24 protein-coding genes are annotated in these 22,674 nt (G+C 47.9%); all 24 read left to right on the forward strand.

Going from position 1 to position 22,674, the window contains the following annotated elements; all coding sequences use genetic code 11:
• The first annotated feature begins 409 nt into the window (after nucleotides 1-409).
• The 24 genes from NTY76_06900 to NTY76_07015 all read left to right on the forward strand — a co-directional run bounded on the left by NTY76_06900 (nucleotide 410) and on the right by NTY76_07015 (nucleotide 22,612).
• Nucleotides 410-817 (forward strand): 4Fe-4S binding protein, encoded by a 408-nt coding sequence (locus NTY76_06900; protein ID MCX5678818.1) that lies wholly within the window; start codon nucleotides 410-412, stop codon nucleotides 815-817.
• A gap of 3 nt (nucleotides 818-820) precedes the next feature.
• Complete coding sequence (locus NTY76_06905) at nucleotides 821-1,339, forward strand: DNA-deoxyinosine glycosylase (GenBank protein MCX5678819.1); 519 nt, start codon at nucleotides 821-823, stop codon at nucleotides 1,337-1,339.
• Nucleotides 1,318-2,634 carry an AAA family ATPase gene (locus tag NTY76_06910; GenBank protein ID MCX5678820.1) on the forward strand — a complete coding sequence of 439 codons (1,317 nt, stop codon included), beginning with the start codon at nucleotides 1,318-1,320 and terminating at the stop codon, nucleotides 2,632-2,634. The genes NTY76_06905 and NTY76_06910 overlap by 22 nt, the downstream gene beginning before the upstream one ends.
• Nucleotides 2,635-2,738: 104 nt before the next feature.
• Entirely contained in the window at nucleotides 2,739-3,767 is a 1,029-nt protein-coding gene (locus NTY76_06915) for a 4Fe-4S dicluster domain-containing protein (GenBank protein ID MCX5678821.1), read from the forward strand.
• Nucleotides 3,760-4,590, forward strand: coding sequence for an FAD/NAD(P)-binding protein (locus tag NTY76_06920; GenBank protein ID MCX5678822.1), 831 nt, complete (start codon nucleotides 3,760-3,762; stop codon nucleotides 4,588-4,590). The genes NTY76_06915 and NTY76_06920 overlap by 8 nt, the downstream gene beginning before the upstream one ends.
• A 4-nt stretch (nucleotides 4,591-4,594) precedes the next feature.
• Nucleotides 4,595-5,101, forward strand: a complete 507-nt coding sequence (locus NTY76_06925; GenBank protein MCX5678823.1) for a 4Fe-4S dicluster domain-containing protein — start codon at nucleotides 4,595-4,597, stop codon at nucleotides 5,099-5,101.
• A 2-nt stretch (nucleotides 5,102-5,103) separates the two neighbouring features.
• Nucleotides 5,104-6,042, forward strand: a complete 939-nt coding sequence (locus NTY76_06930; GenBank protein MCX5678824.1) for an NADH-quinone oxidoreductase subunit H — start codon at nucleotides 5,104-5,106, stop codon at nucleotides 6,040-6,042.
• A 1-nt stretch (nucleotide 6,043) separates the two neighbouring features.
• Nucleotides 6,044-6,481 (forward strand): NADH-quinone oxidoreductase subunit NuoB, encoded by a 438-nt coding sequence (gene nuoB / locus NTY76_06935; GenBank protein ID MCX5678825.1) that lies wholly within the window; start codon nucleotides 6,044-6,046, stop codon nucleotides 6,479-6,481.
• Nucleotides 6,478-6,945, forward strand: a complete 468-nt coding sequence (locus tag NTY76_06940; protein MCX5678826.1) for an NADH-quinone oxidoreductase subunit C — start codon at nucleotides 6,478-6,480, stop codon at nucleotides 6,943-6,945. Before nuoB ends, NTY76_06940 begins: the two co-directional genes overlap by 4 nt.
• Nucleotides 6,942-8,132, forward strand: a complete 1,191-nt coding sequence (locus NTY76_06945; protein ID MCX5678827.1) for a nickel-dependent hydrogenase large subunit — start codon at nucleotides 6,942-6,944, stop codon at nucleotides 8,130-8,132. Before NTY76_06940 ends, NTY76_06945 begins: the two co-directional genes overlap by 4 nt.
• Before the next feature lie 4 nt (nucleotides 8,133-8,136).
• Nucleotides 8,137-9,942 carry a proton-conducting transporter membrane subunit gene (locus NTY76_06950; protein MCX5678828.1) on the forward strand — a complete coding sequence of 602 codons (1,806 nt, stop codon included), beginning with the start codon at nucleotides 8,137-8,139 and terminating at the stop codon, nucleotides 9,940-9,942.
• A 10-nt stretch (nucleotides 9,943-9,952) separates the two neighbouring features.
• On the forward strand, nucleotides 9,953-10,489 hold the full coding sequence (locus NTY76_06955; GenBank protein MCX5678829.1) for a DUF4040 domain-containing protein: 537 nt from the start codon (nucleotides 9,953-9,955) through the stop codon (nucleotides 10,487-10,489).
• On the forward strand, nucleotides 10,476-10,886 hold the full coding sequence (locus tag NTY76_06960) for a hypothetical protein (protein ID MCX5678830.1): 411 nt from the start codon (nucleotides 10,476-10,478) through the stop codon (nucleotides 10,884-10,886). The genes NTY76_06955 and NTY76_06960 overlap by 14 nt, the downstream gene beginning before the upstream one ends.
• 11 nt (nucleotides 10,887-10,897) lie before the next feature.
• A complete protein-coding gene (locus NTY76_06965; GenBank protein ID MCX5678831.1) occupies nucleotides 10,898-11,236 on the forward strand; it encodes a sodium:proton antiporter in 339 nt (112 codons plus the stop codon).
• Nucleotides 11,237-11,238: 2 nt separating this feature from the next.
• Complete coding sequence (locus NTY76_06970; protein ID MCX5678832.1) at nucleotides 11,239-12,732, forward strand: proton-conducting transporter membrane subunit; 1,494 nt, start codon at nucleotides 11,239-11,241, stop codon at nucleotides 12,730-12,732.
• Nucleotides 12,729-13,235: a Na+/H+ antiporter subunit E gene (locus tag NTY76_06975; GenBank protein ID MCX5678833.1), complete on the forward strand. Its 507-nt coding sequence runs from the start codon at nucleotides 12,729-12,731 to the stop codon at nucleotides 13,233-13,235. The genes NTY76_06970 and NTY76_06975 overlap by 4 nt, the downstream gene beginning before the upstream one ends.
• Before the next feature lie 4 nt (nucleotides 13,236-13,239).
• Nucleotides 13,240-13,599: a cation:proton antiporter gene (locus NTY76_06980; protein MCX5678834.1), complete on the forward strand. Its 360-nt coding sequence runs from the start codon at nucleotides 13,240-13,242 to the stop codon at nucleotides 13,597-13,599.
• Nucleotides 13,592-13,927, forward strand: coding sequence for a monovalent cation/H(+) antiporter subunit G (mnhG, locus tag NTY76_06985; GenBank protein MCX5678835.1), 336 nt, complete (start codon nucleotides 13,592-13,594; stop codon nucleotides 13,925-13,927). The genes NTY76_06980 and mnhG overlap by 8 nt, the downstream gene beginning before the upstream one ends.
• Before the next feature lie 7 nt (nucleotides 13,928-13,934).
• Nucleotides 13,935-14,537 carry a hypothetical protein gene (locus NTY76_06990; GenBank protein MCX5678836.1) on the forward strand — a complete coding sequence of 201 codons (603 nt, stop codon included), beginning with the start codon at nucleotides 13,935-13,937 and terminating at the stop codon, nucleotides 14,535-14,537.
• A gap of 11 nt (nucleotides 14,538-14,548) precedes the next feature.
• Nucleotides 14,549-15,166, forward strand: coding sequence for a 4Fe-4S dicluster domain-containing protein (locus tag NTY76_06995; GenBank protein ID MCX5678837.1), 618 nt, complete (start codon nucleotides 14,549-14,551; stop codon nucleotides 15,164-15,166).
• Nucleotides 15,156-15,650: a hydrogenase maturation protease gene (locus NTY76_07000; GenBank protein MCX5678838.1), complete on the forward strand. Its 495-nt coding sequence runs from the start codon at nucleotides 15,156-15,158 to the stop codon at nucleotides 15,648-15,650. The genes NTY76_06995 and NTY76_07000 overlap by 11 nt, the downstream gene beginning before the upstream one ends.
• Nucleotide 15,651: 1 nt before the next feature.
• Nucleotides 15,652-17,040: an aminodeoxychorismate synthase component I gene (pabB, locus tag NTY76_07005; GenBank protein ID MCX5678839.1), complete on the forward strand. Its 1,389-nt coding sequence runs from the start codon at nucleotides 15,652-15,654 to the stop codon at nucleotides 17,038-17,040.
• Entirely contained in the window at nucleotides 17,037-17,885 is an 849-nt protein-coding gene (gene pabC / locus NTY76_07010; protein MCX5678840.1) for an aminodeoxychorismate lyase, read from the forward strand. The genes pabB and pabC overlap by 4 nt, the downstream gene beginning before the upstream one ends.
• Before the next feature lie 170 nt (nucleotides 17,886-18,055).
• A complete protein-coding gene (locus tag NTY76_07015; GenBank protein ID MCX5678841.1) occupies nucleotides 18,056-22,612 on the forward strand; it encodes a macro domain-containing protein in 4,557 nt (1,518 codons plus the stop codon).
• Nucleotides 22,613-22,674 lie beyond the last annotated feature (62 nt).

Raw genomic sequence — 22,674 nt, forward strand, 5'->3', positions numbered from 1 at the left:
TCGCCCGAAAGTTCCGCCATCTGACGAGGCCGAAAAATTTACTGGTGGGGTGAGCAGAGAGTGAGATTGGGGCAGGGAGCGGAGGCGAAAATATCATGTGTGATGCCCCAGATGATATCCTCAGGCAGCGGAACTTCTGAGGGAAGCCTGGAGCGACTTTCGTAAAATCTTGATACTTCTAGGCGATATACCAGGACAATGAAACTGCAAAATACGGTTATTTATCTATAGGCAGGTTCATTGGCCATCAAGATTTTACAACAGCAGATTTACATGCCTAATGTAAATCTGCGACAAGCGAAAGGCTTACCACAGAAGTTTCGATGCTGCAGGAGAGGCGGATAGGTAGTAAGCATCCGAAGGATATTTTCGCCGTAGATATTATTGACTGTTAACATAGGAGGTTACCATGGTATCCAAGAAGATCGTTTTGACATTTAAGCATGACAACGTTGGCCAGCCTATCGTATATAAGCTCGTTAAGGACTATGACCTGGTCTTCAATATACTGCAGGCCAAGATCACGCCGCAGGAAGAGGGCGTCATGGTACTGGAGCTGAAGGGAAAGAAGGAAAATTACGCCGCGGGCATAAAATATCTTACATTGCTCGGCGTAAAGATACAGCCTCTTTCCCAGGATGTGACCAGGGACGAAGACAGATGCACTCACTGCGGCGCATGCGTTACGATATGCCCGTCCGAAGCGCTGTATACGGACAAGAAGACGATGAAGGTGATATTCGATCCCGAGAAATGTATAGCCTGCGAACTCTGCGTAAAAGCCTGCCCCCCCAGAGCCATGATGGTCAAGCTATAGATCATGGCTAAGAAGGCGCCGCTTAAAGGATTACCGCCGATCGTCGATCGTTCATCAAGGGTGCTGGTCCTGGGTTCTTTCCCGAGCATAATATCGAGAGAGAAGAGAGAATACTACGCCCATCCCCGTAATTATTTCTGGGAGATTATCGCCGGAGTTGTGGGCGAGAGAACGCCCGTTACCTATAGGCGGAAGAAAGCATTACTGAAGAAGCATAAGATAGGTCTTTGGGATATAGTAGGGTCCTGTTACCTGGAAGGCACACAGGACAGCATGATAAGGGGCCCGGCATTAAATGATATCGCCGGGCTGTTAATAAAATACCCGAATATTAAAGCCGTATTCTTAGGAGGTAAAAAAGCATACAGCCTTTTTAAAAGACGATATCCGGCCTTAAAAGTGCCGTGTGAATGCTTGCCATCTACAAGCCCCGCCAACGCGGGGCAATCTCTGGGATCTAAAAAATCCGAATGGGAAAAAATAATAAGGATAAATAATAAGTGTTGTCCGAGCAAGAGATAATAAAAGACGATCTTCCAGCGGACCTGGATGTAAATGCCGAATTCCGGGCGGCTTTTGACCTTATGGAGAATACAAGCGACTCTCTATTCATCACAGGCAAGGCGGGCACAGGCAAATCGACGCTTCTCAAATATTTCAAGGCCCACACGGGTAAGAAGGTGATAGTCCTGGCCCCGACAGGCGTTGCCGCCGTCAACATCAACGGCCAGACCATCCATTCTTTCTTTAAGTTCCCTCCGCGGGTCATCCAGAAGGAGACGATACGGCGCTTGCGCGATAAGAGCCTGGTAGGAAATCTCGATATGGTGATAATAGACGAAGTGTCGATGGTTCGCGCGGACCTGATGGACGGGATCGATTACGCTTTACGGATCAATCGCGACGAGATGAGGAAGCCGTTCGGAGGGGTCCAGATGGTGTTTTTCGGAGACCTCTTCCAACTCTGTCCCGTAGTCGAACAGGAGGCGAAGGCGCTTTTGGAAGAACGATACTCGAGCCCGTATTTTTTCAGCGCCAAAGTCTTTAACGATTTTTATGTAAAACCCATCGAACTCTCCACGATATACAGGCAAAAAGACGACAGTTTTATGGAGCTATTGAACAGGGTCAGGAACAAGGAACATACCGAGGAAGATCTCGACACATTAAACGCGAGGGTCCAGAGAGATGCCTCATTTTCAGCGAAAGATGATACGGTGATCCTGACGACTACGAATGTCCTGGCGAACTCGATTAACCGCGACAGGTTGGCGAAGCTTCCCGGGAGAGAATTTATATATGAAGCGATCGCCTCCGGTAAATTCGACGAGTCCGCGTATCCGACGGACGGAGCCTTAAAGTTAAAGAAGGGCGCGCAGGTGATATTGATAAAGAACGATCCCGCACGGCAATGGGTGAACGGCACGCTTGCCAGAATATTCGCCCTGTCGGACGATTCGATAACGGTCGATATCAAAGGGCGCCTATGCTCTATTCCGGTAGTGAAATGGCAGAAGATCGAATATAGTTATAATGAAGATGAGGACAAGATAGAAGACGAGATCGTGGGGACATTTGAGCAATATCCCATTAAGCTGGCCTGGGCCATAACGATTCATAAGAGCCAGGGGCAGACGTTCGATAAGGTTATACTCGACCTGGGAAACGGCGCGTTCACCCACGGCCAATTATACGTGGCACTCAGCAGATGCACCCGCCTGGAGGGCATAAGGCTTAGGCGCCCGGTAATGGACAGCGACATTATATTCGATCCTCGCATCTACGAATTCAAAGACCGTTTTGCCTCTTTACTTTAGTAATTTCCCGGCAAAACAGGCATAATTCCGCCTTGACTGGAGTTTGTTATTGGTCTACAATATATTCTCTTAATCAAATAAATTATATGCATAATAATCTATATATGATATCCAAAAAAGACCTCTCCGACCTCTTCGGCCGGCTTGCCGCGAAGAATAGGGTTGTCGTGCCGTATGTGAAAGGCGAGAGGCTGCATTTCGGCGACTTTGATCCCAAAAAAGAGGATGTCATTGAGCTCGGTGGTATCAGGCAGAGCCAGCCGTTCAAATCGTTTATCAATCCCGCGAGAGAGAAGATGACCCCTTGCGGCAAGGATAAAAAACCCCTCATAATAGCCGGAGTAAAGGCATGCGACCTCTCAAGCCTTGTTTTGCAGGATTTCGTTTTCCAGGGCGGAGACGTCGAGGACCCGTTCTATACGGAGAATAGGAATAATACGACTATCATAGCTGTCGATTGCACTTACGCCAAGGAGACATGTTTCTGCATCGCGATGGACGGCGCCCCCTACCCGAGAAAGTTCTTCGACCTTTCGCTATCGGCCATAGATAACCATTTCCTTGTAGAGGCCGCTAGCCCGAAGGGACAGAAGATAGTCGATGATTTCAGGCCATTCTTTAAGAATCCGTCTTTACACATGGTAGATATAAGGCAGACGCTCCGCGACAGAGTGTCGAAGCAGGTGCAGGGCTTCATAGATAAGAGAGGCACTCAGAACACCTCACAGATCAAAGGGACGGTAAAGAAAAATTATGACCTGACGGAATTCTGGAAGGATATGGCGTCGACCTGCGTGGAGTGCGGGGCATGCAATCTGGTCTGCCCGACATGTCACTGTTTTCTGCTATCCGACGAGAAAGATACCTCCGGAGCGAAGCGTTTCAGGTCCTGGGACGCCTGTCTTTACGGTACGTTCGCCAGAGTGGCCGGAAATCATAATCCCAGGAGGCATCTGCATGAGCGCCTGCGCAACAGGTTCGATAAGAAGTTCGAATTCTTTCCGGAAGTGCTGAACTATTTCGCGTGCACGGGCTGCGGCCGCTGTATCGAAGCGTGCCCGGGAGATATAGATATAAGGGAAGTCTTGAAAGGCCTGGTAGTGGGAAAATGGAGCAAACCTCCGCATGATTAGCTGCGCGAAGAATCCATACGCGTTTATCGACGCGGAAGTGCTGAAGGTGACCGATGAGACGTCGAACATAAAGACGTTCACTCTGAGGCCACGCGCCGACATCTCTTTCAGGGCCGGGCAGTTCATGGAAGTGACGCTTCCGGGCATAGGAGAGGCGCCGTTTACTCCGTCCTCGAACCATAATTTTAAGGAGACGCTTGATTTCACGATAATGAGCGCCGGCCGTGTCACAAAACTCCTGCACCAGGCGAAGGCGGGCGATGTAATAGGCCTGCGCGGGCCGTATGGCGCGAAGTACCCTCTGGATGTATTCAAAGGCAAAGAGGTATTCATAGTAGGCGGCGGCGTGGGCTTGGCGCCACTGAGAGCACTGCTATATGCGTTATTCAACGACGTGAACGATTATAAGAAGATAATCTTAAGATACGGCGCCAGGTCGCCGAGCGATATAGTTTATAAGGGCGAAATAGATTCCTGGAAGACTAAGGCGGGCCACGTCGACATCATGGTCAGCTGCGACGTCGGAGACCCGTCATGGAACGGCCATGTCGGACTGGTCACCACTATACTTAAGACCGAGGGGCTGGACGTAAATAACGCTGTCGCGATAGTGTGCGGCCCGCCCATAATGATGAAGTTTGCCACATTCAAACTTTTGGACCTCGGGTTCAAGGACAGCCAGATATACCTTTCGATGGAAAAGAATATGTCATGCGGGATCGGTAAATGCGGCCATTGCAGGATAGGGCCATACTACGCCTGCAAGGACGGCCCCGTATTTTCTTATGACAAGATAAAAGGGCTCCCTAATATTTGGGATTGACCATATGAAGAGACTACTCATAGATTTGGATGCATGCTCCGGATGCGATGAATGCGGGATGCTCTGCAGTTATATACAGCATCCCGGCAATAACGGTATAACGTCCCTGCGTGAATTCGGACATTTCGCTATCGTCTGCCGCAGGTGCGACGATGCCCCGTGCGTGGCCTCATGCCCGTGGGAAGCGCTGGAATTGCAGAAAGAGTACAATATGATAAAGCGCTATCTGATGCGCTGCACCTCCTGCAAATCCTGTTCCAGGGCCTGTCCGTTCGGAGTCATATATCCGGAGACGATACCGCTGGTGGCATCACGCTGCGATTACTGTTTGGGCAGGCTGAGGGCGGACGAGTATCCTGTATGCCTGCAGTCGTGCAGTCACGGCGGAATAAAATACGGCGAGTTCGAGGAGAACAAGGAAGAGAACATATTTAAGGCATCGGAATACTTATTGATCAAGACGAACTATAAATGGGAGCGGGTCCTCGAGCTCCCGAAGAAAAAACAATAGATATGGACGCATTGTTATATATATTAGCTTTTCTGGTATTTCCGGGGTTATTATTCTCCGGAATCATGGGGCTCCTTGTGGGCTGGGTTGACAGGAAAGTCACGGCCAGGCTTCAGTGGAGATCCGGTCCGCCGTGGTATCAGAACTTTCTCGATATAGCGAAGCTGGGGTTATATAAGGAGACGCTGATACCCGAGGGTGTATCGAAGGTCATGTTCTTAGGGATGCCCGTTTTGGCCCTCGCCGCTACGACTCTCGTATCTACGGTAGTCCTTGTAGCGAACATTTTTCCCATAACGGGTTTCATCGGGGATATCATAGTCGTCATCTATCTTTTACTTATACCGCCTGTCGCGCTTATGCTCGGAGGTTTCTCGTCGGCGAACTCCGTAGCTTCCCTGGGAGCCTCCAGAGAGATGAAGCTGATGCTCTCATATGAGCTGCCGTTTATATTGACGTTGGTGACGGTAATCATTAAGAGCGGTTACGCGATAAGGCTGGGCGAGATCATTACATACCAGCGCATGCATGGGGATATCTTTGCGAGCCCATCGGGGTTCATAGCATTCTTTGTAATGCTCCTATGTGTGCAGGCGAAACTCGGTTTTGTCCCGTTCGATATGCCCGAGGCCGAAACGGAGATCATGTCGGGGCCATACATAGAATACTCAGGTAAGGCGCTCGCCATATTCAAATTGGCTAAAGCAATGCTCTTATTTGTCATCCCCGTTATTTTGATAACACTCTATTTTGGCGGCATAAAGTTAAGCCTTGGAGGCCTGCTCAAGACCGTGGTAGAGTACGTATCGATACTGGTATTGATCATTGTGATAAAGAATACGAATCCCCGCGTCAGGATAGACCATGCGGTGAAGTTTTTTTGGGGCACAGTAACAGTGGGGGCTCTTTTATCGGTGGCGCTGGCGCTTATAGGAAGATAGAATGGGACTAAAAGAGAACATACTTACAAGATCGATAAATATATTCCATGTATCGAGCGGGAGCTGCAATAACTGCGATATAGAGATCATCGACAGCCTTACGCCGCGTTTCGATCTGGAGCGTTTCGGGGTGACGCTGGTCGGCAGCATAAAGCATGCGGACGCTATGCTCTGCACCGGGAGCGCCAATCGCCTGACGATACCTATTATAAAGAAATTATATGAGCAGATGCCCAAGCCCGGCTTCGTTATAGTGTACGGCGCCTGCGGGTGTTCAAGAGGCTTATTTAAAGACAGCTATAATACAGGCGCTCCTCTCGACGAAATAATACCGGTCGATGCGTATATACCTGGGTGCCCTCCGAAGCCTGAGGCAACCATTGCGGCACTTGTCAAATTGATAAGTAAGATAAAATCGAATAAGGCCAAAAAAATATGACGATAGACGATATCCTGAAGAATATAAACGACCATTTTGGCGACAGGGTGCTGAAGACGGAGAAGAAGTCCTCGAAGAGGGCATATCTCGACATATATCCTAAGGATATAGTGGATATGGCCGGATACATATTTAAAGAACTCGGCCTTCGGTTCAATATAGCCAGCGCGGTGGATGATTTCGACAGAATAGAGATACTCTACCACTTCGCGTACGATCCCTCCGGCGTAATAATATCGGTAAGGGCAATATTGAATGATAAAGACAGCCCGTCCATCGATACCATCACCCATGTCACTAAGGCGGCGTGGTGGATAGAGAGGGAGATACATGAGCTATTCGGCGTGGAATTTGAAGGTAACGAGGACCTGAGGACGCTCCTCTTGCCCGACGATTGGCCGAAAGGCGTTTATCCGATGAGGAAGAGCTTCGTTGTGCCTAAGAGAGATTCGAGGAAAGCATGAGCGATAATAGATCGACGATACCTGTAGGACCATACCATCCGCTCCAGGAAGAGCCGGAGTTCTGGAAACTCATCGTGGACGGCGAGACTGTGGTCGACGTAGATGTCAGGATCGGCTATAATCACCGCGGCATAGAGAAGATTTCGGAGTCGAAGAGCTTCGACCAGTCGCTCTTCATAGTGGAGAGGATATGCGGGATATGTTCTTCGAGCCATCCGATCGCTTGCGCTCAGGCGATAGAGGACATCTGTAATATCGAGGTGCCCGAAAGAGCGCTATACATAAGGACGATCACGCAGGAGCTCGAGAGGATACATTCGCATATGCTGTGGCTGGGATTAGCGGGCCACTTCATCGGATATAATACGGTATTTATGTGGGGGTGGAAGTACAGGGAGCCGATATGCGATATCATGGAGACCATAACCGGCAACCGCCAGAATTACGCTATGCACAAAGTCGGCGGGGTCAGGCGCGATATTGAAAAGGAGCACGTATCTTACATATTGACCAGGCTCGATGAATTTTTAAAACAGCTGGATATGCTGAAGGGCGCGATCCTGGATGATCCCGTCCTCCACGCGCGGTTAAAAGGCGTCGGGATACTGACGAGAGAAGCCGCGATAGAGTATTCAGCCCTTGGCCCGGTGGCCAGGGCCTCAGGCGTCGACATAGACGTAAGGCGCGACCATCCGTATGGCGTATACAGTAAATTGAAATGGAACGTTATCACGCAAGACGAAGGCGACGTTTTCGCTAAGGCGGTAGTGAGGATACTCGAGATGTTCGAATCCGCCAGTATCGTGAGACAGTGCCTCGATAAGATGCCGGAGGGCCCGATAGATTCGAAACCGAAGGATATAACGCCGGGCGAGGGCATCGGAGTGATAGAAGCCCCGAGAGGCGAATGTTTCCATTATGTAAAGTGCGACGGCACAAACTCGCCTGTCCGCCACAAGATCCGCGCCCCAACCTATATGAACTTTCCGACATTCAGGGAGACGGTCGTGGGCCAGACGGTATCGGACGCCACTATAATAATGGCGTCGATAGACCCTTGCTATTGCTGTACGGAGAGAATGGCTATCGTGGATACAAATGATAAAGAGCTGCTGAAAGCAGAAGATCTGATCAGGCTTTCGCAGGAGAAGACGCGCAGGATAAAAGAAAAGCTCGGGGTAAAATAAGAGAATGTTCAACAACCCGCTTTTAATACTGGTAACGGCGCCGATCGCGGCAGGTTTTCTCGCCCTCGCTGCGACTGACAGGTTTAAGACTGCCGCGAAACTTTTGGCGGGTATCGTCACGGCCGCCTGCCTTGCCGGCAGTATACACATTTTCATTAAAAAACCGGTCAGCTGGTATTGTCTCGACGCGGTCATCTTACGCGCCGATAATCTCTCCGCTTTCATCGCTATGGCGGTCAGCTTATTTGCCTTTCTTATAACGGTATATTCGTTCGGTTTTACGGAGAGATTGTTCGGCAGATATTTCGGTTATCTCTTGATGACATTGGGCGCGTCATTGGGTGTCTTATTCGCCAATAACTTTATTGTCATGATCGTCTTCTGGGGATTTCTGGCGTTGATGCTCTACTTGCTGGTCAACCTGGAGGGGACGCAAGAAGCGGCCCTCTCAAGCCGCAAGGCGCTCGTCATCATCGGCGGGACAGACGCTGTAATGATATTAGGTATAGCGCTGATATGGTCTGTCACGGGGACTCTCTCGATGGATAAGGTGCGTCTTCCTATGACAAACGCGCTTACCTACATCGCGTATTTTTCGATAGTGATGGCGAGTTTCGCGAAGGCGGGAGCGATGCCGTTCCACTCATGGCTTCCCGATGTGGCAGAGGATGCAGCAGCTTCCGTATCCGCGTACCTGCCGGCTTCGCTCGATAAGCTACTGGGTATATACCTTCTCGCGCGTGCGTCACTTGATCTCTTTATCACGACGAAAGCGTCTAACCTTGTGCTCGTGATGGTAGGGGCATTCACGATAATAATGGCTGTAATGATGGCGCTAGTTCAGCATAATTATAAGAGGCTGCTCGGATATCATGCTGTTTCTCAGGTAGGATACATGATCCTCGGCATAGGCACCGGCACGGCGGTAGGTATTGCGGGCGGACTTTTTCACATGCTCAATAACGCGATCTATAAATCCTGCCTTTTCCTTACAGCCGGCGCAGTAGAAAAGAGAACGAAGACTATGGACCTTGATAAGCTGGGCGGACTTGCGAAATTCATGCCGCTGACGTTTATAGCTTGTCTTGTAGCGTCGCTTTCCATATCGGGCATACCGCCGTTCAACGGCTTCGTCTCCAAGTGGATGATATATCAGGGTATTATCGAATCTGCCGGATCCGGCGGTAAACTCTGGGTGGTGTGGCTAAGCGCGGCAATGTTCGGAAGCGCGCTCACGATAGCAAGTTTCATGAAGCTTCTGCATGCGGCCTTCCTGGGGCGCTGCTCGGACGGTGTTAAGGATGTCCGTGAAGTCTCGCCGTCGATGTATATTCCGATGCTTATGCTGGCCGCGATATGCGTCCTCTTCGGCGTATTCGCTTTCCAGCTGCCGATCCCGTTATTCATAGTGCCTTCCATAGCAGGGAGCTTAGCATATATAGGGACGTGGGGCTCGATACTCGCCACGGTGCTTATCTTAGCGGGATTGGTATTGGGTCTCTTTATATATTGGCTGTTGAAGTCCGGAAGCTTCCGGGTTGTCGATAACTTCGTGGGCGGGACGCCTTCGGAAAAATTGCCCCGCATCTCCGGAACGGAGTTTTATAATACGATAAAAGATATAGCGCCCATAGGCAGGATATATAAGGAAGAAGAGTCCGGGAATCTGGATCTTTATAACGTCGGCCTTAAAGCGGTTAACTTTTTCACAGCGCCGCTCCGGCGCCTGCATAACGGAGTGCTGCCGACTTATCTGGTCTGGTGTTTCCTGGGCATGATAGCGATGTTTCTGTTTCTAGTAGTAAGATAGAGGATATCAAGTGGAGATAAATCTTTTACTGTTATTCATGATAGCAGCGGCTGTGATCGCGGTCGCGGTTAAGGACCTTCTCTCGAGCGTTATAGCGGTGGGGGCGGTCGGCATAGGACTATCGATGGCATTCCTTGTAATGAAGGCGCCCGACCTGGCCATCATGCAGCTCGTCGTCGAGATCCTCAGCCTGATAATACTTATCCGCGCTACCATAAGAAAGGACCTTCCTTTCAGCACGTCAGGCAGATGGGCCTTTAATACGGTCTCCACGGTTATTTTTCTGGCGGTCTTCCTGGCCTTCGCGTATTTTTCATTTGCCGGCATACATAAGTTCGGCAGCCCGCTTATGAGGGTATCACAGGAATATTTGAGCCAGGCTCAGGCGAGGACGGGGATCCAAAATGTTATAGCGGCGATAACGCTTAATTACCGCGCGATCGATACGCTCGGCGAGGCTGCGGCGCTCTTTACGGCAGTTGTCGGCGTTCTGACCGTTGCGCGTAAAATCTGGCGAAGGGAAGACGCTAAATATGAATCCCGTTAAATCACCTGAGAAGGGGATGACGCTGATAGTAAAGGCGGTGACGAAGCTTACGCTCGGTTTCATCCTCCTATACGGCATATATATAACGTTGAACGGCCATATAGCTCCCGGCGGCGGGTTTGTCGGAGGAGTTATAATGGCGCTCGCGCTCGTCCATATAATGCTCGCTTTCGGCAAGGAGATATCTCTGAAATGGCTGCATGCTTATACCTTGCGGATAACCATGGCTGCCGCGGTACTCTTATTTTTATGCGGGGTCATGCTGGGATATCCGAAATGGATATTTAAGAATGAATTTGTTCTGCCTCTTTGCGAGATGGTCATTGTGGGCGCGGGGCTTTTTGCCATATTCGTAGCGTTGGTGCTGGCTTCAAAAACGGATAAACAAGCGGAGTAGGGAATTAAGATATGATCACATATTTCTTATGTCTGGTCCTCTTTGCGATAGGGCTATTCTGCGTTGTCAGGAAGAGGAATATTATAAAGATAATCATAGGTATAGGTATCATGGAATATGCCATCAATCTCTTCTTCGTCCTGGTGGGCTATCGCACTCATGGCCGCTCGCCGATATTCGCGCGCGACCAGATGGTTACCAATATGGTCGATCCCCTGCCGCAGTCGGTGGCGCTTACAGCGATCGTGATCAGCCTTTCCGTTACGCTGATGCTGGTGGCTGTCGCGATAAGGATCTATGAGAGATACGGCACATTTGACATAACGAAGATAAACAGGCTAAAAGGATAGCGATGGCACCATTTTTTCTAATAATACCTCTTGCTGCAGCGTTCATAATGACGCTTATATCAAGGACGGACGAGCGCATCAGGGACGTTTTTGCTATCCTTGTGGCTATTTCACTTCCGGTGCTGTCCATATTAACATTGATGAAGGTGGCAATACCTGCGGGCTCCGTTCTTGTCCATAGGATGTCGGGTTTCATGCCGCCGGCAGGGATAGCTTTTGTCGTCGACGGCCTCTCGGCCTTCATGCTCGTCACCGTGAACTCGGTCGCGCTCTTTGTGATCGTCTATTCGTCCGGCTACATGAAGAAGTATACCGACAAATGGAAATTCTATGCGTTATTCTTCATGATGATCTCCGGAATAAACGGTGTCCTGATAGCTTCAGATATATTCAACCTGTATGTATTTATGGAGATCGCGGCTATAGCGGCGTACTTCCTTGTGGCGTTCGGCACAGGGGCGGAGGAACTCGAGGCCTCATTCAAGTATGCGATAATGGGCACCGTCGCCTCCGCGTTCATATTGCTGGGCATAGCCTTCCTCTATGGCTACACTTCGACGCTTAATATGATGGATATGGCTTCTGTGATATCGACGCTGCCCCAGGTGCGGACCATACAATTTATCAGTGTGCTCTTTCTTATGGGCTTCGGCCTTAAAGCGGCGCTGGTGCCATTCCACGCATGGCTTGCGTATGCGCACTCATCTGCTCCGGCACCGGTATCCGCGATGCTGTCGGGCGTCCTGATAAAAGCCCTCGGTATATATGCCATAGCGAGGATATTCTTCAGCGTCTTCGGTATGAGCGCCGAGATCTGCCAGATACTCATTGCGCTTGGCGTGCTCTCTATGATCGTCGGGGCCATACTCGCGTTCGGCCAGTCGGATATTAAAAAAATCTTCGCGTATTCTACAGTGAGCCAGATAGGATATATCTCTCTGGCGTTGGGAGTGGCTACGCCGCTCGCGTTCGTCGGGGCGATCTTCCACCTATTTAACCATAGTGCGGTCAAATCTCTTCTGTTCCTGAATTCAGGCTCGATAGAACACATGACAGGGACCAGGGAGCTTAGCAGGATATCGGGTGTGGTTAAAAACGCGCCGGTTACCGGCTATACGACGCTTTTGGGAGCTCTATCGATCTCAGGCGTGCCGCCATTCGGCGGGTTCTGGTCGAAGCTCATAATAATATTCGCCTGTATCCAGGCGGGCCATCCGTTTCTTGCCCTCATCGCCGTTCTGGTAAGCGTTATGACACTGGCTTATTATTTTGTCTCGATGACGGGCGTCCTTTTCGGAGTCAAAGCGGATGCCGCAGGTTTCGTGAATAAGATCCATCCGGCGATGAAGGCCGGTGTCATTGCCATGGCCCTTATAGTGCTCTTTGCGCCGCTTGCGCTTCTTCCGGATGTTAAAAAGATATTGATTGACGGCGCGGTCTCGGTCCTCGTAAACGGAAGGGCTTACGCGGATATGATGCTTGGAGCGATTAAATGATATTTAACGGTATTCTATTTATTCTCTGGTTCGCTGTATGGATGCTGCTATCGTGGCCGCCCGACGCGAAAAATATTATATCAGGCGTCCTGGTTTCATTATTTGTTACATTCATGACGAGCGATATCATGCATGTAGGGAGCGCCAAAGAGAGAAGAGCTATAACTTTTTTAGGGCGTCTGGCATGTCTGGGGTGGTTCATCTATTACATCTTTGTCTTCCTATGGGAATGCTTTAAGGCTAATATCGATGTCGCTTACAGGGTTATACATCCGGATCTTCCCATATCCCCCGGCACGATAAAAGTCAAAGTCGCCCTCAAGAGCGATATAGGCCTGACATTCCTGGCAAACTCCATAACGCTCACTCCCGGTACGACAAGCGTCGATGTGGATAAGGAACAGGGTTACCTCTATGTACATATGTTATGTGTGAAGGAAGACCGCGGCAGGCTTAAGATAGTAGATAAATTTGAAAATATACTAAAGAGGATATTCGAATAAATTTATGAAGAGGCTTCACTACTTTGCGGGGCTGATAGCCATTATCATAGTTACGGCCGTCATACTCTTCTGTCCGATCGGATCGAGCCTCAGGTGGCAGTCGGGATTCCTGGGCCGCGCGTTTTTATGGCTACTGGTTTCCGCAAGCCTGTGCTTATACAGGGTTATGCGGGGCCCGACGGCTCCGGACAGGGTCGTGGCGATAGATATACTGGGCATTCTGATCGTGGGATTTTGCGCGCTATTAAGCATCGCTACCGGGAGGGATTGGTATCTGGATATAGGCATAGCGTGGGCGCTTCAGAGTTTTATCGGTATAATGGCCCTATCCAAATACCTGGAAGGAAAAGATTTCGATGAATAATACAGCAGGCATTATATTGATCGTTGTCGGGCTTATATTCGATTTTTTCGGATGCCTGGGGCTGATACGCTTTCCTGATGTCTATAATCGCCTTCAGGCCGCGACCAAGTGTATTACTCTCGGTACGTGCGGTATACTCTTAGGGCTGGTATGCTTTAAAGGGCTTTCCGCCACCGGCATAAAAGCGCTGCTCTGTCTCATATTCATAATACTTACCGCTCCGGTCTCTGCCCATGCGCTTGCGAGAGCGGCATACCGCTCCGGCGTGAAACCCTGGGCGGGTACGGTCGTTGACGAGTACGGTAAGGATATGGATAAAATCGGGTGAGGTGACTATGAATAAAGAAGAGATACGCGAACAGGTCATAGTTATGGCGGATAAGGCTTATCAGATGCTGGAGTTTGTGGAGAAGGGATTTATGGAGCATAAGACCGAATTTCTGACCGGCGCGATGGAGCGGGAGAGGGAGCTCAATGAGATGGAGAAGTCCCTCACCCAGAATGTGCTCGATCTTTCGAAGTCAGCCAAATCCGATAAAGAGAAGAAAGAGCTCGTTATTTTGGAGCAGGTTACCGAGACGCTTGAGAGGATGGGCGATGAGGCCGCGAACCTGGTGGAGAGGATCGAGATAAAGAACGCCGAGCACCTCCTTTTTAGCGACCTGGGCGTGGCGCAGTTCAATGAGACATATGGCGTTATGAAAAAGTCCGCCGATATGATGCGCACCTTTTTGAAAGGCAGGAGCGAGGAATTAAAGGACCGCGTGGTGGATAATGGATTCCAGGTCAAGGCGCTTGTCCAGCGCTACAGGGAAGAACATATGGAACGTCTTGTAAGGGGTATATGCACGCCGATAGCGGCCAACATGTATTTCGACATGCTGGATTTCACCGGTAACCTGGCGCGGCACGCTTCGGCAATCGTTAAATTATTCTAAGGCGGTAATATATGAAGTATCCTAAGCTGAGGGAATTGAAAGAGGCGATCATCGCGCTTGTGAAAGGGCCCTACACCTCCGATTATCCTTCGGAGCCGCATCACCCCGCGAAGAGATTTCGCGGAAAGCCGGAATATTCGAATGAAGGCTGCATAGCCTGCACCGCCTGCGCCGCCGTATGTCCGGTGAGGGCAATCGAATTCCGGGATGTCGTTACTAAAAATAAGGCTACAAGGAAGATGATGCTGCATCTGGACGAGTGCCATTACTGCGGCCAGTGCAGCGCTCTTTGCACCACGCGTGAGGATGTCCCACCCGGTATAAAGCATACCACCGAGTTCGATCTTGCGGGTTTCGACCGCGCCTCGATGATCTCGGCTACCGATGAAAAAGAGCTGGCGTTATGTGAAATATGCGGCGATGTCATTACCGCTAAGGCCCACCTGGCCTGGATCGCCAAAAAACTCGGCCCGCTCGCGTTCTCGAACCCCACTCTATTCATATCGTCCCTTAAAGGGATGGGATTTGCCGAAGATGTCGCTCAAGGTGCTAAAGAATATGTCTTAAGATCCGACAGGATCAAGATCCTCTGCTCAAAATGCAGAAGGGTAACGACCATTGAACGATAGTAAACCCGAACTCCACGATCTAAAAGCGGAACTAAATAACCGGATAAAGGGCAGGGTCACGATAGCCGGCATAGGCAATATAATGCGCGGCGATGACGGGCTGGGCCCGAAGCTCATCGAATTATTAAAGGCCCGCAACGTCAACGCGGGCCTCTTCGATTGCGGTACGGCGCCTGAGAACTATATATTCCCGATGCTTAAGAGCCTGTGCGACACGCTTATACTCGTGGATGCCGCTGATATGTCTCTCGAGCCGGGCGCCTCCAGAGTTCTCGACGTAGATAATATCGTGAATATCAGTTTCTCCACTCACAGCCCGTCTCCCAGGCTCTTCATAGACCTTCTGAAGATGGGCAGGGAAGACCTTAATATCTTCATAATATCCGTTCAGCCCAAAAATACGTCTTTAGGGATCCCGTTGAGCGAAGAGGTGCTTAAGGGGCTCGAAGCACTGACGGGCGTTATTTTAGAAACCTTAACCTGATATGCCGCATGCCATACCGAAACGCGTTATAGAAGAGATACCTGACCCGTCGGAACCGCTCGATATATTCAGATCGATAAGGCGCCGTCCATATAGCTTTTTCCTGGACAGCACGTGCGATCCCAAAAAACTCGGCCGCTTCTCATTCATCGGATGCGATCCGTTTCTGGTATTAAAATCTAAAGGCGATTATGTAATTTTAGAGCACGATGGCCGGACAGAAGAGCTGAAGGCAAATCCATTTCTGGTCCTGAAGAAGCTATTGAAAAAATATAAGGCCGTCAATTATTCGAAAGAGCTCCCGTTTATCGGGGGCGCCGTCGGATATTTCTCTTACGACCTGAAGAGCTTTATAGAGGATCTACCCGGCACAGCGAAAGACGATCTTAAGCTGCCCGACTGCATTCTCGGTTTTTACGATTCCATAATAATATATGATAATCTGAAGAAGCGTTGTTATGCCTCAAATCTCGGCATATCAAAAAGGCCTTCAGTAAATTTAAAAGATATGGTATGCCCCCCCGCCGGTAGCGCAACATATCGAAACTTGAGATCCAATTTTTCAAAACAGTCGTATATCGAGGCTGTCAGGAAGGCAAAAGAATATATCAGGAAGGGAGATATATATCAGGTCAATATTTCCCAGAGGTTTCAGGCAGAGCTCTTCGGAGATCCGTTCGATCTATATGTGAGGCTCAGGGCCTGCAGTCCGGCGCCGTTCGGGGCGTACTTAAATTTTGGTGATGTAAAGTTTCTTAGCTCATCACCTGAGAGGTTTTTATTAAAGCGGGGAGATTATATTGAGGCCCGTCCTATAAAGGGAACGAGGCCGCGCGGGCGATCCGCCGCAAGCGACAAAGCGCTGGAGATAGAATTAAAGAATAGCCCTAAGGATATGGCCGAGCACATAATGATAGTGGACCTGGAGCGTAACGACCTGGGAAGAGTATGTAAATACGGTTCGGTTCATCCTGCGGAATCCATGATAATCGAAAAGTATGCCAATGTCTTCCATATGGTATCTACGGTGGCGGGCACTCTCAAACAAAACATGGATGCCGTCGATTGTTTGGCTGCTACATTTCCGGGAGGCTCTATAACAGGCGCGCCGAAGATACGCTCGATGGAGATAATAGATGAGCTGGAAAGTGTGAGAAGGTTTGCCTACACCGGCGCTATCGGATATATAGGTTTCGACGGGAATATGGATACGTCGATAGTGATAAGGACCTTCATAGTAAAGGGTAAAGACGTCTATTTTCAGGTGGGCGGTGGCATCGTGGCCGATTCTGAGCCCGAGGAAGAATATGAAGAGACGCTTCATAAGGCTGCGGGGCTCATGCAGGCGCTTAATGCGGGATCGAAAAATAGGGAGCCAGTCTTCGTATGAAAAAAGTCTGGATAAATAAAAAACTATTCGACATGGATAAAGCGCGAGTTTCGATATTCGACAGAGGCTTTATGTACGGCGACGGCGTATTCGAGTCGATGCGCAGTTACGCCGGCGTAGTCTCCAAGATAGATGAGCATCTCGGCAGGCTCGCGCGAAGCCTGAAGACAACAGGGATAAAGTCTCCTTATTCGAATAGTTATCTGAAGAAAGAGATATACAGACTGCTCGGCGTCAATAATCTTAAGAACGCCTATATCCGCCTTACAATAACCAGGGGAGAAGGTAGATTCGGCGTAGAGCATAAGGATGTGTTTAAGCCAAGCGTGGTCATTATAGCGAAAGAATTCGACCGCTACCCGGATTGGATGTTCGAGAAAGGTATAAGCGCACACATTGTAAGCACGAGACAGAACGACCTTTCGCCGTTAGCCGGCGTAAAGAGCCTTAATTATCTGAACTATATCATGGCGCGATTCGAGGCAAAGAAGAGCGGATGCGAAGAAGCGATCATCCTTAATACGAAAGGCCGCATAGTAGAGGCCGTGACGAGCAATATCTTTATCGTTAAAAGGAATGCCATCGTGACCCCGCTTATCACGGATGGAGCGCTGCCCGGCGTCACAAGGGCCGTTATAATAAAAATTGCAAAGAAACTGGGCTTTAGAGTTATAGAGAAGAGCCTCTCACCTAAAGAGTTAATGAATTCGGACGAAATATTCCTCACTAATTCACTTGCCGAGGTCCTGCCTGTCACGAAGATCGACCGTAAACCGATCGGTGCGGGTATCCCCGGGCATGTGACAAATCTCCTGCGCATCTCCTATCAAAACCAGATAAAATAATAAAATAAGGACCGGGTCCTCTACCAATCGGAGAAGGACCCTTAAAAATTAGGGTATAAAAAAGTAAGATAATTTGTTTTGACATAATCATCTTATAATATACAATAATATTAATACATTTCTATTAAACTAACTTAATCCAATATCAGGAGCATAAATACTGTAAAATTATGACAAGATCTTCCATATCTATCAGATTAGTATCCATTGTTTTGGCCGCAACCTTTATTACAGGTCAGGTTTCTGCTGGTCAAATCTCGTCAAATTCTTCCAATAATACGCTTGCTGCCCCAGTTGTATCAGGTGATATAGATCCTGCAAGAAGCGCCGATGTCAAAAAAGCTGTTGCCGGAACAGCTAAGCCGGGAGCTATCGGAAACGGTATCCCGTTATTGAAATTAGCGGAAGGGGCATTACCGCCTAGAATAGTTTTTCCGGCACCGGATGGCATGGTGGAACGTACGGCTATTGAGAAAATAATATATAAAAGGATACAGCTGGCCATAGATAGATGCGTTGAAGATAAAGCCCAGGTCCGCGACATACATCGGAAAAGATTCGAAGGGGCTCTGGATAATTTAATCGATTTGCGGAATAGGCTTTCACAAAGACTCTATTTATATAACGCTGATATTATGGGTCCCGAAGATTATTTGCTGGGATTTAATTTTCAGGAGTATTGTGGTTTATCGCTTGATTTTATGGAATGGGTTGAAGAAAAACATTTTCCAGATGTAGGCCTCGCCGCGCGTTTAATCGCCCAATATATATTTCATGAATGCGTTCCCGAAAAAGGCATAATAACCGAAAGAGACGACCACAGGGCTGTATATAATGAGATTCAGTCTGATATATTTGGGAAGGATGAGGTGTTTGCTCTAAAGAAAGATTTGCGGGAATTTATAAATGAGAAAGTCAGTGAAATGCCTGCAATTGGAGCGGGTCAAGCATTAAACAAAATATCCGCGGGTCAAATAAGAATTGGCAGCGCAACCATCGGTATCCTTCAAGGCGATATCACGCAAGTGCCTGCTGAAGCGGTTGTTCCGGGAATTAATAATATCATGAATGTCGGGATAGGTGTTACCGGCGCAATTAGTAGAGTCATAGGGTATGAGAACGAAGGTGAAGTGTTCCCATCACCAGAAGCTGTGACAGGAAAGAGCGCCTTTAGAGTAGGGGATGTGTATGCGGCCCCTCTTGGAAATATACAGACTGCAGCCGGATGGAAATATGTTATCAGCGCTATAATCCATAGTGGCCGGCCATGGAGTTATCCGACCGAAGAAAGTATCAGAGCTTCGACTAAGAATGCCCTGATAGAAGCCAGTAAAAGAAAAGTTCAATCAATAACATTTCCTGCTCTTGGCGCGGGTGCGTTACGAATGGATTTTAATACATCGGCAAGATCGATGTACGCTGGAATCAGGGAATTCCTGGCAGAGAACCCGGAAACAAGCTTAAGAGATATTAAGATAGTGCTTTCTGACGCTCCCGCTGTGGCGCCGTTCAGACAGGAACTGATGAAGCTTGCGGAATCCGCAAAGAATATATCGCCGGAGCAAGCTGAAATTAAATTAAAATCAGCTTCTCTAAAAAACAAGACAATCGAAATAGTAAAAGTGATGGCAAGAGATGGTAAGGCGGATGTAAGGCCAATTATTGAATTAGCGCGGCAAATATATCCAAATTTTGATTCCCACATATCTGAGAGCCAATGGCCATCTGTTACGCCGAAAATGTTTACTATTTTGAATTTAGCGCTAAAGTATCAGGTTTATCTGCCCAATAATGAAATATTCGAAATAGCGCGAATTTCTGAAATGCCTGACGTAGTCAGGGGGAGAATCAAGGGAGGGCTTTGGCGGGAGCAGGGTTATTTAAAGTCAAAATCAAAAATATGGATCGCTGAAAGTTCGCCGACCGAAGAGGGTTACTCATCTCTCGGATTAGAAGCAGGCTGGTTTGCCATTGTTAACGTCGATTGTTTCAGGGAGGCCGGTAAGGAATGGTACCGGCAGCATTTTAAGCAATCGACACTTAGTTCAGGCGGAAGCTATACGAGCCCTTACGAGATGGTAATGATACCGCTCGTGCAAACGGCGCGAATCGAAGAAGATGACTTTGTCGAGGGTATTTATGTAGAACATGCGCGCCAGGAAGCGATCAGGCGCGCCCAGGACAAGGCATATGCGGCCCAAAGATTAGGGAGGGATAACAGATTCGATCTTGATAAAGACGGACAGACAGTTTCGAAAATATTAAAACCGGATTCGCTGTTAAAAGAGAGAGCATTAAATCATTTAGACCAACAAGTTGCGGGCAGTAAGGCGGCCGCCGAATTAGATTGGCAAGTAAGCTTGCGAACCGTAATAGAATATTCGGCCATGCTCGGCGGGGCTATCGCGGAAATGAAGAAACATATAGCCGATGGGCAGGAAGAATTGGCATACCTTGCTTTTCTGAATTTTATGGAATATCAATTCTTATACGCGAACCCGAAGCAAATGCCGGGCGACAGTATTTTTAGATTAACCCGTCTTAAGGCTGCGCTTTTGTTTTTTCGGGATATCGATGAATGGTCGGGAAAAGAATTAAAACATGATTCGATGGATATTTTAAATGAGCTGGGGACAAAGTATGGGAAAATGCCGGCTGCTGAGAAGTCCTTGATAATGCTTGAGGAAATTTACGCGAAACATTTTTGGACAGACGATGAACGATATGACCGTTTGTCTTCCGAACCTTTTGAATTACCGGGTCCTTTCCCAGTTAATTATTCCGAAACAACATCGACAGTGTCATATAACGATGTTAAAGAAAAAGGTGATTTCGAAATAGATTTTGACGCGATGGAAAGAAAGCTCTTCCCTGTTTTGTCGGAAGAACGTGCAGGAGAAATAGGTGCAATGTTACAACAGCGCTTGCTATTAAAGACAATGCTTTCGCATCTGCGAACAGAAGACGAAAAAATAGCCGGTGGACAGATGCAATCCAGCAAGATATTCGATATTTATAGAAAGCAATATAACTTAAGCAAGCGGGGGTATCTTGACGCACTTCGACTCTATAGCGACCTACTGGCCGGAAAGAGCGCAGCAAGTCATCAAGGCGTGGAAGATGAATCGAAGCAACGTTTGGATGCTAGTAAAGCGGCTCTTGCTCAGGCAATTGCGAGGATCGTGTTATTCAATGGCGCCCTTTCCCGGCCCAGATACTGGTATGTGAAAAAACAAAATGAAATAATTATTGAAAAAGATGAGGATTCCGTACTTTACGTCACAAATAACAGTAGTATATATTATATATTAAGAGCCGCGAATTTACAGAAGGGGGATGTTATTCTGGATGCTTTCAGTGGCTCTGGCGGTATCCTTAGCTTCCTGAGTTTGGAAATGGCGCCCAAAACCATTATCGCCGCGGACATAAAATATGGAACGCCTGAAGAAGGGGAAAAAACCTACGCGATAAATAAAAACCTTGAAGGAGTAAAACATTTATTTGATTTTTTACCCCAAACATTAAGGCCTATTTTAAGAGATATTACTATTTTAAAACAGGATTCCGCCTATATGGCATTGCCGGATTCCTCTGTCGATAAAATTATCGCTGATCCCCCCTTCGGGCGTAATGAAAAAGATGACAAATATCCCGATGAGATAAGAGCTTTTTTGCTTTTTCTTCGAAATTTAAAAGAATTTCACAGAGTTTTAAAAAGTGGCGGTGCCGTATTCTGTCATATGCCTATGACATGGAAAGAGTCACTGGAAGATTTTGAAAAGATAGATTTGTCACGCGCATCACCAGAGAGTTTATACAGCCAATTTTACACCCGCCTCGAGAAATATTATAAGGCGAGAGGCTGTCAACTTCCCTCATATGAATATAAGTCCGAAGACTGGAATATGGTAAAAGATATTCTCCAAAAGATTATTTTCGATAAAAAAATATTTGAATTGCAAGCTGTGGATATGGAGCAGGGCGCCTTAACAGTGATCAAGCTGTTAAAGCCGCAAAAAGTAAATCCAGCGGTATTATCAGCCAAAGAAGGCATAGATGAGAAGCATATAGAAGCTGCCGATAGTTTTGTTCGAATTTCCGAAGATCTGCCTGTCCGCGCCAAAGAGTTTGAATTTAATCTTACCAAAATATTAGCCGATCATCCCGATCAGCTCTTTTTCATAGGGATTGAAAACGACATAGGAGAATCACAAAAGGCGCAAATCATGCCGATATATCATGCTATCGATGAGATTCGAGACATGAAAGATGCTAGCGAAAAACCCCTCTTTCCTAATCTTATGGTAAAAAGATCAAGCGCAAAAGATCTTACGGCTATGGTAAACGATCTTAATAAAGAAGGAAAGCTAAAACTCAATAATGCGTTCATTTGTGCTAAAAAAGCCAGCGTAGAGAATAAATTATACTACCTTATAGAAGGAGAAGGCAGGGCATGGATTTCGGCAATAGATGATTTATTAAGAGAAGGTGATTATCTGCCCGTATTCGAAGCTATAACCTTGAATATGATGGCATATCTTAATGCCGATTTAACTGCCATCAAGAATTTCTATGATGCGATATCAGGTGAGTCAAAAAGCCCAGGCGAATTGCAAGACATGATAAAGAATAGAATAATCTATATTCTGCCTAAAGCTACCAAACTTGATGCTGGACAGCTTAGGAAACTATACGAACTGGCTAAAAAGGCCTACACGTCAGCGTAATTAAAAAATAGGGACAGTCCCTATTTTTAACATAATATTGTAAACCACTAGTTATTAAGCGG

The organism is Candidatus Omnitrophota bacterium, from assembly GCA_026387175.1.
In the GTDB taxonomy this organism is placed as follows: Bacteria; Omnitrophota; Gorgyraeia; order 2-01-FULL-45-10; family 2-01-FULL-45-10; genus CAIMPC01.

Excerpts from the sequence above, each read along its gene's own strand:
- NTY76_06900 (MCX5678818.1), top strand. The coding sequence starts at position 410 with ATGGTATCCAAGAAGATCGTTTTGACATTTAAGCATGACAACGTTGGC.
- NTY76_06905 (MCX5678819.1), top strand. The coding sequence starts at position 821 with ATGGCTAAGAAGGCGCCGCTTAAAGGATTACCGCCGATCGTCGATCGT.
- NTY76_06915 (MCX5678821.1), top strand. The coding sequence starts at position 2,739 with ATGATATCCAAAAAAGACCTCTCCGACCTCTTCGGCCGGCTTGCCGCG.
- NTY76_06920 (MCX5678822.1), top strand. The coding sequence starts at position 3,760 with ATGATTAGCTGCGCGAAGAATCCATACGCGTTTATCGACGCGGAAGTG.
- NTY76_06925 (MCX5678823.1), top strand. The coding sequence starts at position 4,595 with ATGAAGAGACTACTCATAGATTTGGATGCATGCTCCGGATGCGATGAA.
- NTY76_06930 (MCX5678824.1), top strand. The coding sequence starts at position 5,104 with ATGGACGCATTGTTATATATATTAGCTTTTCTGGTATTTCCGGGGTTA.
- nuoB (MCX5678825.1), top strand. The coding sequence starts at position 6,044 with ATGGGACTAAAAGAGAACATACTTACAAGATCGATAAATATATTCCAT.
- NTY76_06940 (MCX5678826.1), top strand. The coding sequence starts at position 6,478 with ATGACGATAGACGATATCCTGAAGAATATAAACGACCATTTTGGCGAC.
- NTY76_06945 (MCX5678827.1), top strand. The coding sequence starts at position 6,942 with ATGAGCGATAATAGATCGACGATACCTGTAGGACCATACCATCCGCTC.
- NTY76_06950 (MCX5678828.1), top strand. The coding sequence starts at position 8,137 with ATGTTCAACAACCCGCTTTTAATACTGGTAACGGCGCCGATCGCGGCA.
- NTY76_06960 (MCX5678830.1), top strand. The coding sequence starts at position 10,476 with ATGAATCCCGTTAAATCACCTGAGAAGGGGATGACGCTGATAGTAAAG.
- NTY76_06965 (MCX5678831.1), top strand. The coding sequence starts at position 10,898 with ATGATCACATATTTCTTATGTCTGGTCCTCTTTGCGATAGGGCTATTC.
- NTY76_06970 (MCX5678832.1), top strand. The coding sequence starts at position 11,239 with ATGGCACCATTTTTTCTAATAATACCTCTTGCTGCAGCGTTCATAATG.
- NTY76_06975 (MCX5678833.1), top strand. The coding sequence starts at position 12,729 with ATGATATTTAACGGTATTCTATTTATTCTCTGGTTCGCTGTATGGATG.
- NTY76_06980 (MCX5678834.1), top strand. The coding sequence starts at position 13,240 with ATGAAGAGGCTTCACTACTTTGCGGGGCTGATAGCCATTATCATAGTT.
- mnhG (MCX5678835.1), top strand. The coding sequence starts at position 13,592 with ATGAATAATACAGCAGGCATTATATTGATCGTTGTCGGGCTTATATTC.
- NTY76_06990 (MCX5678836.1), top strand. The coding sequence starts at position 13,935 with ATGAATAAAGAAGAGATACGCGAACAGGTCATAGTTATGGCGGATAAG.
- NTY76_06995 (MCX5678837.1), top strand. The coding sequence starts at position 14,549 with ATGAAGTATCCTAAGCTGAGGGAATTGAAAGAGGCGATCATCGCGCTT.
- pabB (MCX5678839.1), top strand. The coding sequence starts at position 15,652 with ATGCCGCATGCCATACCGAAACGCGTTATAGAAGAGATACCTGACCCG.
- pabC (MCX5678840.1), top strand. The coding sequence starts at position 17,037 with ATGAAAAAAGTCTGGATAAATAAAAAACTATTCGACATGGATAAAGCG.
- NTY76_07015 (MCX5678841.1), top strand. The coding sequence starts at position 18,056 with ATGACAAGATCTTCCATATCTATCAGATTAGTATCCATTGTTTTGGCC.